At 66.1% G+C, this 13,546-nt stretch carries 11 protein-coding genes; 8 read left to right on the top strand and 3 right to left on the bottom strand.

What is annotated here, in order from left to right; genetic code table 11:
- The 5 genes from ACNJ7E_RS34640 (at window position 1) to ACNJ7E_RS34620 (ending at window position 5,446) form a co-directional block, all read left to right on the top strand.
- A complete protein-coding gene (locus tag ACNJ7E_RS34640; RefSeq protein ID WP_105420145.1) occupies window positions 1-645 on the top strand; it encodes a VOC family protein in 645 nt (214 codons plus the stop codon).
- Window positions 642-887: a hypothetical protein gene (locus ACNJ7E_RS34635; protein WP_280780300.1), complete on the top strand. Its 246-nt coding sequence runs from the start codon at window positions 642-644 to the stop codon at window positions 885-887. The genes ACNJ7E_RS34640 and ACNJ7E_RS34635 overlap by 4 nt, the downstream gene beginning before the upstream one ends.
- Window positions 884-2,119: an alpha/beta hydrolase gene (locus tag ACNJ7E_RS34630; protein WP_418342007.1), complete on the top strand. Its 1,236-nt coding sequence runs from the start codon at window positions 884-886 to the stop codon at window positions 2,117-2,119. The genes ACNJ7E_RS34635 and ACNJ7E_RS34630 overlap by 4 nt, the downstream gene beginning before the upstream one ends.
- 104 nt (window positions 2,120-2,223) lie before the next feature.
- Window positions 2,224-3,549: an MFS transporter gene (locus tag ACNJ7E_RS34625; protein WP_418342006.1), complete on the top strand. Its 1,326-nt coding sequence runs from the start codon at window positions 2,224-2,226 to the stop codon at window positions 3,547-3,549.
- A 142-nt stretch (window positions 3,550-3,691) separates the two neighbouring features.
- Window positions 3,692-5,446, top strand: a complete 1,755-nt coding sequence (locus tag ACNJ7E_RS34620) for an MOSC domain-containing protein (RefSeq protein WP_280780305.1) — start codon at window positions 3,692-3,694, stop codon at window positions 5,444-5,446.
- Between the two features lie 16 nt (window positions 5,447-5,462).
- Here ACNJ7E_RS34620 and ACNJ7E_RS34615 read toward each other — a convergent pair whose 3' ends face one another.
- The 3 genes from ACNJ7E_RS34615 to ACNJ7E_RS34605 all read right to left on the bottom strand — a co-directional run bounded on the left by ACNJ7E_RS34615 (window position 5,463) and on the right by ACNJ7E_RS34605 (window position 7,902).
- Window positions 5,463-5,834: an OsmC family protein gene (locus ACNJ7E_RS34615; RefSeq protein WP_280780306.1), complete on the bottom strand. Its 372-nt coding sequence runs from the start codon at window positions 5,832-5,834 to the stop codon at window positions 5,463-5,465.
- Window positions 5,835-5,914: 80 nt separating this feature from the next.
- Entirely contained in the window at window positions 5,915-6,757 is an 843-nt protein-coding gene (locus ACNJ7E_RS34610; protein ID WP_280780307.1) for a substrate-binding domain-containing protein, read from the bottom strand.
- A 161-nt stretch (window positions 6,758-6,918) separates the two neighbouring features.
- Complete coding sequence (locus tag ACNJ7E_RS34605) at window positions 6,919-7,902, bottom strand: SLAC1 family transporter (protein ID WP_418342005.1); 984 nt, start codon at window positions 7,900-7,902, stop codon at window positions 6,919-6,921.
- Window positions 7,903-8,035: 133 nt separating this feature from the next.
- Between ACNJ7E_RS34605 and ACNJ7E_RS34600 the strand changes: the two genes are divergently transcribed.
- The 3 genes from ACNJ7E_RS34600 to ACNJ7E_RS34590 all read left to right on the top strand — a co-directional run bounded on the left by ACNJ7E_RS34600 (window position 8,036) and on the right by ACNJ7E_RS34590 (window position 13,533).
- Window positions 8,036-8,593: a TetR/AcrR family transcriptional regulator gene (locus tag ACNJ7E_RS34600; RefSeq protein WP_280780309.1), complete on the top strand. Its 558-nt coding sequence runs from the start codon at window positions 8,036-8,038 to the stop codon at window positions 8,591-8,593.
- Window positions 8,594-8,788: 195 nt separating this feature from the next.
- A complete protein-coding gene (locus ACNJ7E_RS34595; protein WP_418342004.1) occupies window positions 8,789-12,055 on the top strand; it encodes a protein kinase domain-containing protein in 3,267 nt (1,088 codons plus the stop codon).
- Between the two features lie 275 nt (window positions 12,056-12,330).
- Entirely contained in the window at window positions 12,331-13,533 is a 1,203-nt protein-coding gene (locus ACNJ7E_RS34590; protein ID WP_418342003.1) for a CaiB/BaiF CoA transferase family protein, read from the top strand.
- The last annotated feature ends 13 nt before the right edge of the window (window positions 13,534-13,546 follow it).

Here is a 13,546-nt window from a genome sequence, read left to right as displayed (position 1 = left end):
ATGTCCGAACTGCAACACACGGTCAAAGGCGTCGACCACGTCGCCTACCCGACATTCGACCCCGCCGCGACCGTCACGTTCTACCGTGACGTTCTCGGGTTCCCAGTCGTGCACTCGATCTGCGCGGCCGGCTGGGGCCCGGAGAAACATCCCGACTTCATCCATTTCTTCTTCGATATCGGCAACGACGACCGATTGGCATTCTTCTACTACTTCGGCCTCGAACCGTTCGACGGCGGCCCGCAGGGCGACTCGTACTCCCGTTTCGCCGAGGACGTACCCATCTTCTTCATCCGCTCCCGCCACCTGGCAATCCACGTGGATAGCGAAGACGACCTGATGGAATACCGGCGGCGCTTGGACCACAGCTCGTGGCCGGTGGAGATGCAGATCCAGCACGAGACGATCGAGTCGATCTACACACACGACCCCAACGGCTACATGATCGAAATAACAAGGGCGCTACGCCCGGTCACCCCGCAGGAAGACCTCGACGCCAATCTCACCATCGACGCCCTGGTCGACGTGGTGACCGGACCGGATCCCAGCATGGCCGCGCTGCTCACCCGCAAAGCCGAACTGATCACCGAACGGGCAGCGGCCTGGCAGCAGGAGCAGGAATCGAAGGAGATGGCGACCCGATGACTACCCTGTTCGTCCTCGACGTCCCCGAGAACACGGCTGTTGCCGAGGTGGCCGGTCGCAACCCGGCGGTCACGGTCGACCACGTCGGGCCCTACTTCCGAATTGTCTCCGACTCGGCCATCGTCATCGACCGCCGCGCCACCGGCTGCCGCCACGCCGTCTGGTACAGCAGTGTCGCCGGATTGGCGGGGTCCCGAATCACGCAGTGGGACAAGGACGCCATGAGAGTCGAGCCGCAATGAGCGAGAACACCCAACGGCTCGGCGCCGGACGGTACATCGACGCCGCCCAGGCCCCCGACACCGCCGTCACGTCGGTGCACGAACTTGCCACCGCCGACGGAGCGAAGATCTCCGGTGTCCTACGGATGATGCCCGGCGCGCACACCGTCGTCGCGCTGATGCACCCGCGCCAGGATCTGACTCACCACGTGCTCGTGCCCGAACTGCTCGCCCGCGGGTTCGCGGTATGGACGCAGGGCACCCGATCGGTCAACAACGACATCGCGCTGGTGCACGAGCAAGCCTTGCTCGATGCCGCGGCCGGGCAAGTGTTTCTGCGGGAGAGGGGTTTCGACCACGTCGTCACCCTCGGCCATTCCGGCGGCGGAACCCTCTTCGCGTTCTACCACCAGCAAGCCGGTTTGCCGCCGGGGGAGCGGTTGACCCATACTCCCGCGGGCAGACCCATCGACCTGGCTGGGGCCGAGATGCCCCGGCCCGATGCGGCGATATTCATGGCACCGCACCCCGGTCAAGGTGCGCTCCTGCTGCGGCTGATCGACCCGTCGGTCGTCGACGAATCCGACCCGCTTTCGACAGATCCGGACCTGAACCCGTTCGATCCTGCGAATGGATTCGCCGAACCGCCCCACAGTTCTTCCTACCCACCGGAATTCATCACACGCTACCGCCAAGCGCAGCGCGACCGCATCGCCCGCCTCGACACCATCGCCCGGCAACGCGTCGACGAAGCCGCCGACGCGCGCCGCCGGTACAAGAGCGCGTCGGATCCGGGAGATCGTCGCGCCGCGCTCGCGCCCCGCGTCCTCACCGTCTACCGCACCGACGCCGACCTGCGATTCGTCGATCTATCGCTGAACCCGAACGAACGCCCTTACGGGTCGCTGTTCGGCCGGCGACCCGACCTGACCAACTACGGACTCGTCGGCTTCGGTCGCTTTTCCACGCCGGACGCCTGGTTGTCGACCTGGTCCGGGCTCAGCAGCAACGCCGACTTCCTGCGCTGCGCCCCCACGGTGACCGCACCGACACTGTTCGTCGAACTCACCGGAGACCAGGCCTGCTTCCCCGACGACGCCAAGACGATGTGCGATGCACTCGGGTCGACGGACAAAACCCACGTCCGCGTCGCCGGCACCCACTTCGGCGGACCCATCCACGACGGCGCTCCCACCGGTGCCAGCCTCGCCGCCGCCGACATCGGCGCGTGGCTGGCAACCAGATTCCCGTAGACAGCCACCACATCCCTCTGCCGGACCTCACGCCGCAGTGACCTCACATGTTCCGGAGGTCACCGCGGTCGTTGGTCTGGACTACCTTCCGAGCGGAGAATCCGATGCGTGCCCGTATTCCACCCGCAGCCCCCGTCGTCGGGCTCTGCCTGATGGCCCTGGTCCTCGAGGGCTATGACCTCCTGATGTACGGAACAGTGGTTCCGTCACTGCTCACATACACCCCGTGGGACCTCGACGCCACCGACGTCGGGATGCTGGGCTCGCTGACCGGCATCGGCATGCTCGTCGGCGCCCTCCTCGCCGCGGCAGTTGCCGACCGGTGGGGACGACGCCGCACTCTCCTCGCCGCCGTCGTCATGTTCTCCACAGCCATGGGTGCGTGCGCGATCGCCCCCACCCCCGAGGTGTTCGGGGCGGGACGCTTCGCCGTCGGACTCGGCGCCGGTGTCCTCATGCCCACAGCCGCCGCCACACTGATCGAATTCGCCGAACCCCGTGCCCGGGCCCGTTCCGTGGCCATGGGGTTCGTCGGCACCTGCATCGGCGGCATACTCGCCGGAGTCCTTTCCCTGTGGCTGGTGCCCACCCACGGCTTCCAATCGATGTTTCTCGCCGGCCTGGTGCCGGCGCTGATGTTCTTGCCCCTGATGCTCGCGTACCTCCCGGAATCACCCGCTTACCTCGCTTCCCGTGGAGAACATGCCGCCGCGGCGGCGATTGCCGACAGGTATCGCCTCGAACGCACCGCCGCCCCGACACTCACCACGTCCAGCCGAGAACGTGGATTGCGCGCACTTTTCGGCACCGACCGCACCCTCACAACTTTGTTGTTCTGGTGCACGACCCTGCTCTGTTTGCTGGTGTTGTTCGGCGTGGCGACCTGGCTACCCGCACTGATGAGATCGGCCGGATACCCTCTGGGCGCGTCCCTGTCCTTCCTCCTGACCCTGAACATCGGAGGCGCCCTAGGCGCCCTCGGCGGCGCGGTGCTCGCCGACCGGTACGGGATCAAACCCGTCACGGCAGCATTCTTTCTGTGCGCCGCGATCGCACTACTGCTCGTGACCACCGCTCCGCCGTTGGTTGTCGTCTACTTGTTGGTGTTGCTCGCCGGAGTCGGCACGACCGGCACCCAGATCCTTCTCAATACGTTCATCGGCAGTCACTACCCCGCGTCGAGTCGTGCCACAGGACTGGGTATGGCCTTGGGTGTGGGCCGGATCGGGGCGATCGTCGGCCCCACCTACGGTGGCGTCCTCGTCGCGATCGAGACCGGAACCAACTGGCAACTGGCGGCTTTCGCCGCACCGGCCGTCGTCGGTGCCATCCTGACCGTGCTCGTTCCGCAGCGCACACCGATCCACCGATTCGCTCAGACCCGACGTCCTTCCGCGGCCGCGGATATCGATCGGAAAGCTGTTTCATGACCATCGGGCCAGGAGTGGCGCAGATCACAGTCGGATATAGGATGTTCTGCGACATGACGAAGCTGCTCATCGCGATGGCTAGGGCGCGAACGATGGACACCTCCGGCAATCTGTTCCGCGCGAAACAGTAAGGGGTCGCACAATGGCACGCCTACGGTCACTCAACGTCGGTATGCCGAAAGACGTTCCCTGGCAAGGACGGACCGTCCATACGGGCATCTTCAAGTACCCCGTCGACGGTCCACGCATGGTCCGCACGCTCGACATCGACGGCGACGGTCAAGGCGACCTCGACGGTCACGGCGGCGAAATACGTGCCGTCCTCGTCTACCAATGTCAGTCCTACGACTTCTGGCGGCGTCAACTCGGTCGCGACGATCTCGAATACGGTCAGTTCGGTGAGAACTTCACCGTCGACGGCCTACCCGACGACGAGGTGCACATCGGTGACCGCTATCGCATCGGTGACGCCGAGTTCGAGGTCACTCAGCCACGCGTCACTTGTTATCGGGTCGGAATGCGCCTGGGTGAACCCGAGATGCCGGCACTGCTCGTTGCCCACCACCGGCCCGGGTTCTACTTCCGGGTCATCACCGAAGGTCACGTGCAGGCCGGCGACGAGATCATCCGCACCCGGATCGGTCGACACCGCATGAGCGTCGCCGCGATCGACGCACTGCTCTACCTACCCGACCGGGACGTCGGCCAGCTCCGGACCGCAGTGGACATCCCCGCGCTCAGCCCCGGCTGGCAGCGATCGTTTCGCGACCTGCTCGACGCCGCAGAGCACCCGATGCGCGCCGGCGAGCCGCCCGCCGGCGCCCAACCGGAAGGCTGGGCCGGCTTCCGACCGCTGCGGGTGTCGCGGATCGTTCCCGAGAGCACAACTGTGGCGTCGATCCACCTGGCGCCACACGACGACACTCCGCTGACCCGGCCGAAACCCGGCCAGCACCTCACCCTCCGCGTCGCCGGCGCCGCCGACCCACCGCCGGTGCGCAACTATTCGCTGTCCGCCGCCCCGTCGGACATCGAGTACCGCATCAGCGTCAAACGCGAGACCCACGGCCTCGTCAGCACCTATCTCCACACGCAGTTACGCGTCGGCGACACCGTCGACGTCGCCTCTCCGCGTGGCGATTTCGTCCTTCCCAAAGACCGCGACGACGCCACGCCCGTGCTCCTGCTCTCGGCCGGCGTCGGGGTGACACCCGTTCTGGCGATGCTGCATGCACTCGCCGCAGCCCACAGCAAGCGCGACATCTGGTGGCTGCACACCGCCCATTCAGCCGCCGAACAGGCATTCGCGGCCGAAGCGCACCGATTGCTGACCAGCGTCGACCGCGGTCACGAACACGTCTACTACACCGCCCAGAGTCCGACGGCGAACCTTGATCCACCGGCCGCCGCCGGCCGCATCAACCGCGAAGCCTTGGCCGCCCTGGGGCTGCCCGCCAACGTGACCACCTACCTGTGCGGTCCCACCGCGTTCATGGCCGCGATGCGCGAGGCGCTCATGCACCTCGGTGTGGAGCCCGACCGCATCCACACCGAACTGTTCGGCGCACTCTCGGCCATCAACCCTGGACTCACCGACGTCACCCACACCCCGCCACACCTGCCACTGGGACCCGTCGGCACCGGGCCGCGCATCACGTTCACCCGCAGCGGACTCACCGCGCCATGGAGCGGCGAGTACAGCACCGTCCTCGATTTCGCCGAAGCCTGCGACGTTCCGACCCGCTGGTCGTGTCGCACCGGCGTGTGCCACACCTGCCAGACCCCGATCCTCTCCGGGACCGTTCGATACCGACCGGACCCCCTGGAGCCCCCGATGCCAGGCACCACTCTCTTGTGCTGCTCGCAACCCGAATCCGACCTCGTTCTCGATCTCTGACAAGCCGCGGTTCGGGCTACTCGTCCGCAGTCGTCAACGCGCGGATGGACACCGCTTCCGTGGATACGGATGCGGCATCGATCAGAGCTTGCCCAGGTCGACGACTCGCAAGGTGGGGAAGTGCTGCACGCAAGCGCACGGCGTGTTCGGCGTTCGCGACGTGCCAGTCCAGGCGAATCGCGTCGATGACGGCGCCGTCATCGGTTCCCATCACGCGGTCGACGTTCAAGCCGGCTGACACTGTGAGCGTGGCAGACTCGGCTATCGCGACCTCGCCGAGCAGCCGAAGCACCACCAGCGAGGCAGCGGCAAGACCGGCGAGCATGTGCTCGACAGGGTTTGCACCGGCATCGTGCCCGCCGTATCGCGCGGCTTCGTCGATGGTCAACTCGTGCCTGCGCGCGGCGACCGTCGTGCCATGGCTCCCGGGCAGTGCGTGTACGACCAGGTGCTCACGTCGGGAAGAAGTCACCGGACCGCCTCGTAGAAGTCTGCGGCGGTGTGCCCACCCGTGTTCAGTGCGACCGCCAACCATTCGAGCGCATCCGCACCAGCGGCGTGGACGTCGCGTGGAGCGGGACCGTACTGGGGGGACAGGTAATCCGCCAACAAGCGCTGCGCATCTGTCCGGCTGCTGTCGTGCAGCAGCGACGCCACCGCATCGAGTGCCACGGGATCTCGGCTCCTGACCTTCGCGATTGCCGCTGTCTGTGCGGCGACGACCTTTCGTACCGACGGGTGGTCGACGCTGGTTCTCGCCACGTCGACGGCGATGCCCGCAGTGGGGAATTTCAGGGCGACGCCGAAGAACAACGAGTCGGTGAGCCCGAGTCGTGACAGTGCGCTGGGGGCGAACGCGGAGCCCAGAACCGCCGCGTCGGCTACTCCGGACGTCAGTGCCTCCAAACGCTGGTGATCGCCTGCGCGTCCTGCGGGGAAGTGTAGGACCGACGGGTCTTCGTCCGCGGACCAGCGGGCTCTCAGGACTCTCTGCGTGAATGCACCCACTATCGATCCCTTCGGATGGCCGGCCAGGACGGTCGGCCCGGTCGATCGTGTCTCCGGATCTCGTGTCCATATCCAGAACAGCGGGTGGAGGGTATGGACCAGAGCAACTTTCCATCTTCGTTGCCCCCGAAGTGCTTCGACCAGCGAACCACCGAGCCCTGCGGACAGCGCTGCCTCGGGGTGGTCCGAGCCGGGCACCGCTTCCACCTCGATGCCCAGACCGTCGTAGTAGCCCGCTCGCTTGGCGATCTCGTGGCACACCAATTCGTGGACGTTGTGATCGCGATACCCCAGAAGAACCATTGCCGTTCCTTCCCAGCGAGTTCGCTCAGCGTGAGCTGTTCAATATCATGAACATAATTCCATATTTGGAATACGAGGACGATAACGAGATGGCTCGGAAGCTGTCAAGCGCCAGGATCGCGGCACCTCGTTCACGGAGTCGCTGGCACTGACGAGGCGAGTCATCGCGCGGGGCGGCGCGAATTCTTGTGGAGCAACCGGAGGGATTTCGTTGCGATCAGCATCACGAGGATCGTCACGGCACCGAGTAATCCGGTGGTGATCGCTTGCCAGGCGTGCGGCTGCGCGAGGTGAAGCCAGGTGATGGCGAGGGCAACAACACTCGCGACAGGGAAGGTGAACGACCAGAAACCGTGCGAGAACGGCAGGGCGCGGTAGCGGCGCAGCAAGGGTGCCTGGACCATGACCATGAATGCCGTGATGGCGGTGAGCGCGACGGACAAGGCGTCGGGTTGCCCGTTCGAGATGGTGAGCCATGCTGCAGCGCCAACTGCAGGCGGAGCGATCATGATTGCGAGCGTCGGCACGAGGGGTGCAGGCATTGTGGGGCGCAACGCGAGCCTGAGGAACAGAAGCATGGAAATCACCACCCAGAAGAACAGGCCGATCGCGAAGCTGCCGACAGCGAGCCAGTCGAAACCGATTCGGGCTGCGGCGAACGCCCCGACGAGGCCGGCTGCACTGATGGGTAGGTAGTAGCCGCCGTGCACGGATTCGAGCGCCATCTCCCCGCTCATCCAGAAGCTCATCATCCATGCGCCGAATGCGGCTGCGGCAGTGATGGAGACCAGGGTCAGCGCTGTTCCGGCAAGTGGGAGCGTGCTGTGCAGCTGTGCCCCCAGCAGCATCGCGGAGAGCGGAAGTAGCGCCGCAAGCGGACCGTGGGCGAAGTGCGTGAGCTGATGCGAGATCCGGTGGGTGGTGCGCTTGGCGCGGTGCGCGTGGGCGGTGGCTGTCGAGATCCAGGCGAGCGCTGCGATCAGCCAGAACGCGTGGACGAGCGCGAAGGGAGTGCCGAGCACGGTTGTGGCAACCGACCAGGCCTGGGCCAGTCCGGCAAGGCCCAGGGGGATCGCAAGCGTGTTCAGCGGGAGGAGGGTGCGCGTGTGTGGCTCTGGGGCGGCGATCGAGTGTTGACCAGACAATGAAGTGCCTTCCTGGCTGGGATGGGAAAAGTTCTTGACCTCAAGGTCAAAGACGAGTGCGAGGCCACCCTATTTGTTATTGACCTTGAGGTCAACAATGATTGCGAGTTAACCTACCCGGGTGGCGAGACCGATGCGCTTTGAGACAGATGCGGCGATTGACAAGGCGATGGACCTGTTCTGGCTACAGGGATATGCCGCGACGACTCCACAGCAGCTCGCGGTCGAGATGGGAATCGGGAAAGGCAGCCTGTACAACACATTCGGGAGCAAGCACGCCTTGTTCGTGCGAGCGCTTCGGCGATACAGCGAGATGCGACTCGAGTACCTCGACGATCTGTTCACCGCGCCTGGACCGATGGGACCTCGACTCGCGGTAGCGATGGCCGTCCTTGCCGGGGTCGGCGAGCACCGGCGAGGTTGCGTCATGGTCAACGCGGCGGCAGAGCTCGGCACTGTCGACGACGAGGTGAACGTCATAGTGGACGAGCTGTTCACTCGGATCGAAGCGATCTTCAGGCGCGCAATCGTCAATGGACAGGAGTCCGGGGAGTTCGACCGCGGCCGGTCTGCCGATGTTGCAGCTCGACAACTGCTGGCCTCGGTGATCGGTCTCAGCGTGCTCGCGAAATCGGGTGGTCGACCGGAGATGTGTGCCACCGTTGTCGACGGGGTTGTCGCCGGACTGTGAGCTGTGAAGAACTGCTCCTCGGTATGCCCGATTCGGCAGAATCGGGGACCCTCACATGCTGCCGCGCTCAGGTTCCGCGGCTATATCCTGGAGTGCACGCGATCGAGAGGTGAGTTCACGGTTGTTTTGCGCTGGTCGTGCCGTCGGGACCAGTGTGCGGGGAACCACGAGCCGACGGGGTGAGTAGACCGTCCGATGGGTGAAGATGATCCGTGCGATACGCAGCGGTACGTCGTCCCCGACGTGGCTGCGGAGCTGAGCGAAGCTGGTTTCGACGACGCCCACGAGATCGGGCGCGGCGGTTTCGGCGTGGTCTACCGCTGTACGCAGGCGGAGCTGGATCGCACGGTAGCGGTGAAGGTACTCACCGTCGAACTCGACGAGGAGAACCGGGCTCGGTTCTTCCGGGAGCAGCGGGCGATGGGGCGGCTCACCGGGCACCCGAACATCGTGGGCGTCCTACAGGTCGGTGCCACCGACAGCGGACTTCCGTACATCGTGATGACCTACCACTCGCGGGGCTCGCTCGACGTGCGGATCCGCCGCCGTGGTCCGCTGCCGGTGGGAAAGGCGCTTCGCCTCGGGGTGAAGATCGCGGGCGCGGTGGAGTCGGCGCACCGGCTCGGCATCCTGCATCGCGACGTCAAACCCGCGAACATCCTGCTCACCGACTACGGGGAACCGGCGTTGACCGATTTCGGCATCGCGCACGTCAGCGGCGGCTTCGAGACCGCCACCGGGACCGTGCAGGGATCGCCGGCGTACACCGCGCCGGAGGTGCTCGGAGGTGACCCACCGACCCCGCCCGCCGACGTCTACGGCCTCGGTGCCACCCTGTTCAGTGCTCTCACCGGCCATGCCGCGTTCGAACGTCGCAGCGGTGAACAGGTGGTCGCGCAGTTCCTGCGCATCACGACGCAAGAGGTACCCGATCTGCGTGAGCACGGGATCCCCGACGACGTGTCCGCGACGATCGCACGGGCGATGTCCCGTTCCCCGGAGCAGCGACCGGCCACCGTCGCCGACTTCGGGGAGGAACTGCGACGGCTCCAACTCGATCACGGTTTTCCGGTCGACGAGATGGCCCTCAACACCACACCGGGATCGGCAAGCGACGACGCACAACCAGAGTCCGGCACACCCCGGTCGGCGGCGTCCTCCGCGCGCGGCGCGACGGGGCGTCTTCCCCTGGAACTGACCAGTTTCGTCGGCCGCCGACACGAACTCACCGAGGCGAAGAACCTGTTGGCCGGGTCCCGGCTGGTGACGTTGATCGGGATCGGGGGTGTGGGCAAGACAAGGCTGGCGATGCGAGTGGCGGCAAGTGTGCAGCGTGAGTACGCCGACGGTGTGCGGCTCGTCGGATTGGGTGAACTGCGCGACGAGTCGTCGCTGGTCGACGCGGTGGCCGGCGCACTGGGACTGCGAGACCACTCGGCGAGGCCGTTGCGTGAGGTGCTGATCGAGTTTCTCGTGCCGCGGGAACTGCTGTTGGTCCTCGACAACTGCGAGCACATGGTGGACGCCGTGGCGGAACTGGCCGAGACCCTGTTACGGGTGTGCCCGGGCCTGCGGATTCTGGCGACCAGCCGCGAACCTCTGGCCGTTGGTGGGGAAGCAGTGCTGCGGGTCCCCCCGCTGGCTGTCCCGGATTCGGAACGGCGGCCCTCCTTGCGGGCGTTGTCCCGATACGATGCCGTGTCGTTGTTCGTCGAACGCGGTGCTGCCGCGGTTCCGGGGTTCGCGCTCACCGAGGAGAACGCGGCGGCGGTGGCGGGAATCTGCCACCGGCTCGACGGGTTGCCGCTGCCGATCGAATTGGCGGCGGCCCGGTTGCGGGCGATGTCGCCCCAACAGATCCTGGTGCGCCTGACCGACCGCTTCGCCCTGCTGACCCGCGGCAACCGGGGTGCGCCGACGCGGCAACAGACCCTGCGGTTGTGCATCGACTGGAGCTTCGAGTTGTGCACCGCTGGTGAGCAACTGGTGTGGGGTCGGGTGGCGGTGTTCGCGGGGTGCTTCGAACTCGATGCCGCGGAGCAGGTGTGTGGCGAGGGCCTGGCCTCGGGCGAGTTGCTGGACACGCTGACCTCCTTGGTGGAGAAGTCGATCCTCATCCGGGAGGAATCCGGGTCGGTGGTGCTTTTCCGAATGCTCGAGACTCTCCGCGAGTACGGCTACGAGAAGCTCGAGCAGTCCGGCGAGGCATTGGATCTGCATCGCCGGCACCGGAATTGGTACGAGGCGTTGGCGCTGGATGCGGAGGCCGAGTGGATCAGCGCGCGCCAACTCGACTGGATCGCCCGGCTGAAGCGGGAGCAGCCGAATCTGCGGGAGGCCCTCGAATTCGGCGTCGACGACGATCCCGTCGCCGGTCTGCGGACCGCCGCCGCACTGTTCCTGTTCTGGGGCTCTCAGGGCCTCTACAACGAGGGGCGGCGGTGGCTCGGCCAGATGCTCGCCCGCCAGAGCGGCCCACCGACCGTCGAGTGGGTCAAGGCTCTCCAACGCGCCGGCATGATGGCCAATGTGCAGGGTGATCTGACTGCCGGAGCCGCACTCGTGGCGGAGGGGCGAGCGCTCACTGCCCACACGAGTGACCCCACGATGCGCGCTCTCGTTGCCTACGGCGACGGCATGCTTGCCCTCTACAGCGGTGATCTGGCGCGTGCGTCTTCGGACCTCGAGACCGCTCTGACGGAGTTCACCGCGCGCGGTGACCGAACGCTCGAAGTAGCCGCCCTGTACCCGTTGGGGTTGGCGTACGGGCTGCGCGGCTCGACGGACCGAGCGATCGAACGGCTCGAGCGCGTTCTCGCGATCACCGAGCAGCACGGCGAGAGAATGTATCGGTCGCACTCGTTATGGGCCCTGGGTATCGCCCTGTGGCGGCATGGGAACGGCGATCGCGCGGTCCGAGTGCTCGAGCAGTCACTGGAGGTGACCCGACAAGTGCACGGCCCACGTGTCGCCGCCTCCTGTCTCGAGGCACTGGCCTGGATCGCGTGCGGGCTGCATGACGAACCGAGGGCTGCGGTTCTGCTGGGAGCCGCGGAAGAGTTGGCGCGATCAGTGGGCAGTGCCGTGGTGATCTACTCCGATCTTCTTGTCTACCATCAGGAATGCGAACAGAAGTCTCGACGGGAACTCGGGGACAAGGGATTCGCGGCGGCCTACCGCAAGGGTCAGGGACTCGGCTTCGACGGGGCCATCGCCTACGCACTCCGCGAGCAACCGCCCAGCACCTCCGCACCCACCACCGGCGGGTCGACGCGACTGACCAAGAGGGAACGCCAAGTCGCCGACCTCATCGCCGAAGGTCTCACCAACCAGGCCATCGCCGACCGCCTGGTGATCTCTCCACGCACCGCGCAAGGGCACGTGGAGCACATCCTGGCCAAACTGGGTTTCACCTCTCGGGCGCAGGTCGCGGCCTGGGTCGTGGAGCGGGCCGACGACTGAATGGAACACCTCCGCTCGCGTTGAGCGCAGCAGTCGGCGACGAACACGACCGTGGGTCGGTCCCTGGCATTGCGACGAAAACCATTCTCCCCGAACGTATGTGGCTTTTCGATCTCGTCTAGCTGCTCGCCCCCATTTCCCGTCGTGGGGTCGAATCGCCAGCCGCGCCCCGGCGTCCGGGGACCTGCTCCCTCTTGACAGCGAGCGATGGTGCTCGTAACGTCCGTGGAGTTCCAAATAATGATGTCAGTTCAGCATAATGAACGGAGCTAGTGATGGGGTTCACCGGAAATGTCGAGGCACTGTCGGGAATCCGGGTGGTCGACGCCGCGACGATGGTCGCGGGCCCCTTGGGTGCGTCGCTGCTCGCCGATTTCGGTGCCGACGTCATCAAGGTCGAGCCGATCGGCGGCGACGAGTCGCGCACGTTCGGGCCGGGACGAGACGGCATGAGTGGTGTCTATTCCGGCGTGAACCGAAACAAGCGCGCGCTCGCGCTCGACCTTCGTACGGCGGCGGGCCGTGAGCTGTTCCACGAGCTCTGCTCGACAGCGGACGTGCTCATCGGGAACATGCTGCCGGCTGTACGGGAGCGATTCGGGTTGACTGCCGCCGAGCTTCGCGAACGGCACCCTCACCTGATCTGCCTCAATGTCAGCGGGTACGGCGAGAGCGGCCCCCTCGCGGGTCGTCCCGCAATGGACCCGGTGGCTCAGGCGCTCACCGGTCTCATGGAGGCGACCGGTGAGCGCTCCGGGACGCCGCTCAAGGCCGGACCGCCCGTCGCCGACAGCGCGGCGGGCTACCTGGTCGCGATCGCCGCCCTCGTCGCGCTCTTCGCGAAACAACGCACGGGGGAGGGGCAAACTGGCTCGGTGTCCCTGGTGGGCGCGCTGTTCCATCTGCAGACGCCGTGGCTGGGGCAGTACCTCCTCGCGGACTACATCCAGGGCAAGGTGGGCAACGGCAGCAATTTCTACGCGCCGTACAACGCCTACACGACCCGTGACGGCGGCGCGGTGCACGTCGTTGCCTTCAACGACCGCCACTTCGTCAAGCTCGCCCGGGCGATGGGTGCCGAGGCTCTGATCGATGATCCGCGCTTCGCGGAGGCCGGATCCCGACTGGAGAACCGTGAGGCCCTCGACGCCGCCGTCGCACCCTGGTTCGCCGACCGCGACCGCGACGACGTGGTCGCACTGCTCTCGGCCCACGACATCATCTGTGCCCCGATACTCGCGTACGACGAGGCCGTCAGGCATCCCCAGATCCAGGCACTGGACCTCGTCGTCGACATCACCCACGACGAACTCGGGCCGCTGCAGGTCCCGGGTCTCCCGGTCAAGCTCTCGGGCACCCCGGGACACGTTCATCGCCCACCGACGTCGTTGGGCGAGCACACCACCGAGATTCTCAGCGATCTCGGATACAAGGACGACCGGATCGCGGCCCTCCGGGCCGAACAGATCGTCCGATGACCACAGAACATGG

The sequence above is a fragment of the Rhodococcus mengyinensis genome (assembly GCF_048381435.1).
GTDB lineage: Bacteria > Actinomycetota > Actinomycetes > Mycobacteriales > Mycobacteriaceae > Rhodococcus_F > Rhodococcus_F opacus_D.
This window is presented reverse-complemented; position numbering and strand designations above follow the sequence as displayed.

Coding starts and splice junctions, on each gene's coding strand:
- ACNJ7E_RS34640 (WP_105420145.1), top strand. CDS start 1: ATGTCCGAACTGCAACACACGGTCAAAGGCGTCGACCACGTCGCCTAC.
- ACNJ7E_RS34620 (WP_280780305.1), top strand. CDS start 3,692: ATGGCACGCCTACGGTCACTCAACGTCGGTATGCCGAAAGACGTTCCC.
- ACNJ7E_RS34625 (WP_418342006.1), top strand. CDS start 2,224: ATGCGTGCCCGTATTCCACCCGCAGCCCCCGTCGTCGGGCTCTGCCTG.
- ACNJ7E_RS34600 (WP_280780309.1), top strand. CDS start 8,036: ATGCGCTTTGAGACAGATGCGGCGATTGACAAGGCGATGGACCTGTTC.
- ACNJ7E_RS34610 (WP_280780307.1), bottom strand. CDS start 6,757: ATGGTTCTTCTGGGGTATCGCGATCACAACGTCCACGAATTGGTGTGC.
- ACNJ7E_RS34635 (WP_280780300.1), top strand. CDS start 642: ATGACTACCCTGTTCGTCCTCGACGTCCCCGAGAACACGGCTGTTGCC.
- ACNJ7E_RS34630 (WP_418342007.1), top strand. CDS start 884: ATGAGCGAGAACACCCAACGGCTCGGCGCCGGACGGTACATCGACGCC.
- ACNJ7E_RS34595 (WP_418342004.1), top strand. CDS start 8,789: ATGGGTGAAGATGATCCGTGCGATACGCAGCGGTACGTCGTCCCCGAC.
- ACNJ7E_RS34590 (WP_418342003.1), top strand. CDS start 12,331: ATGGGGTTCACCGGAAATGTCGAGGCACTGTCGGGAATCCGGGTGGTC.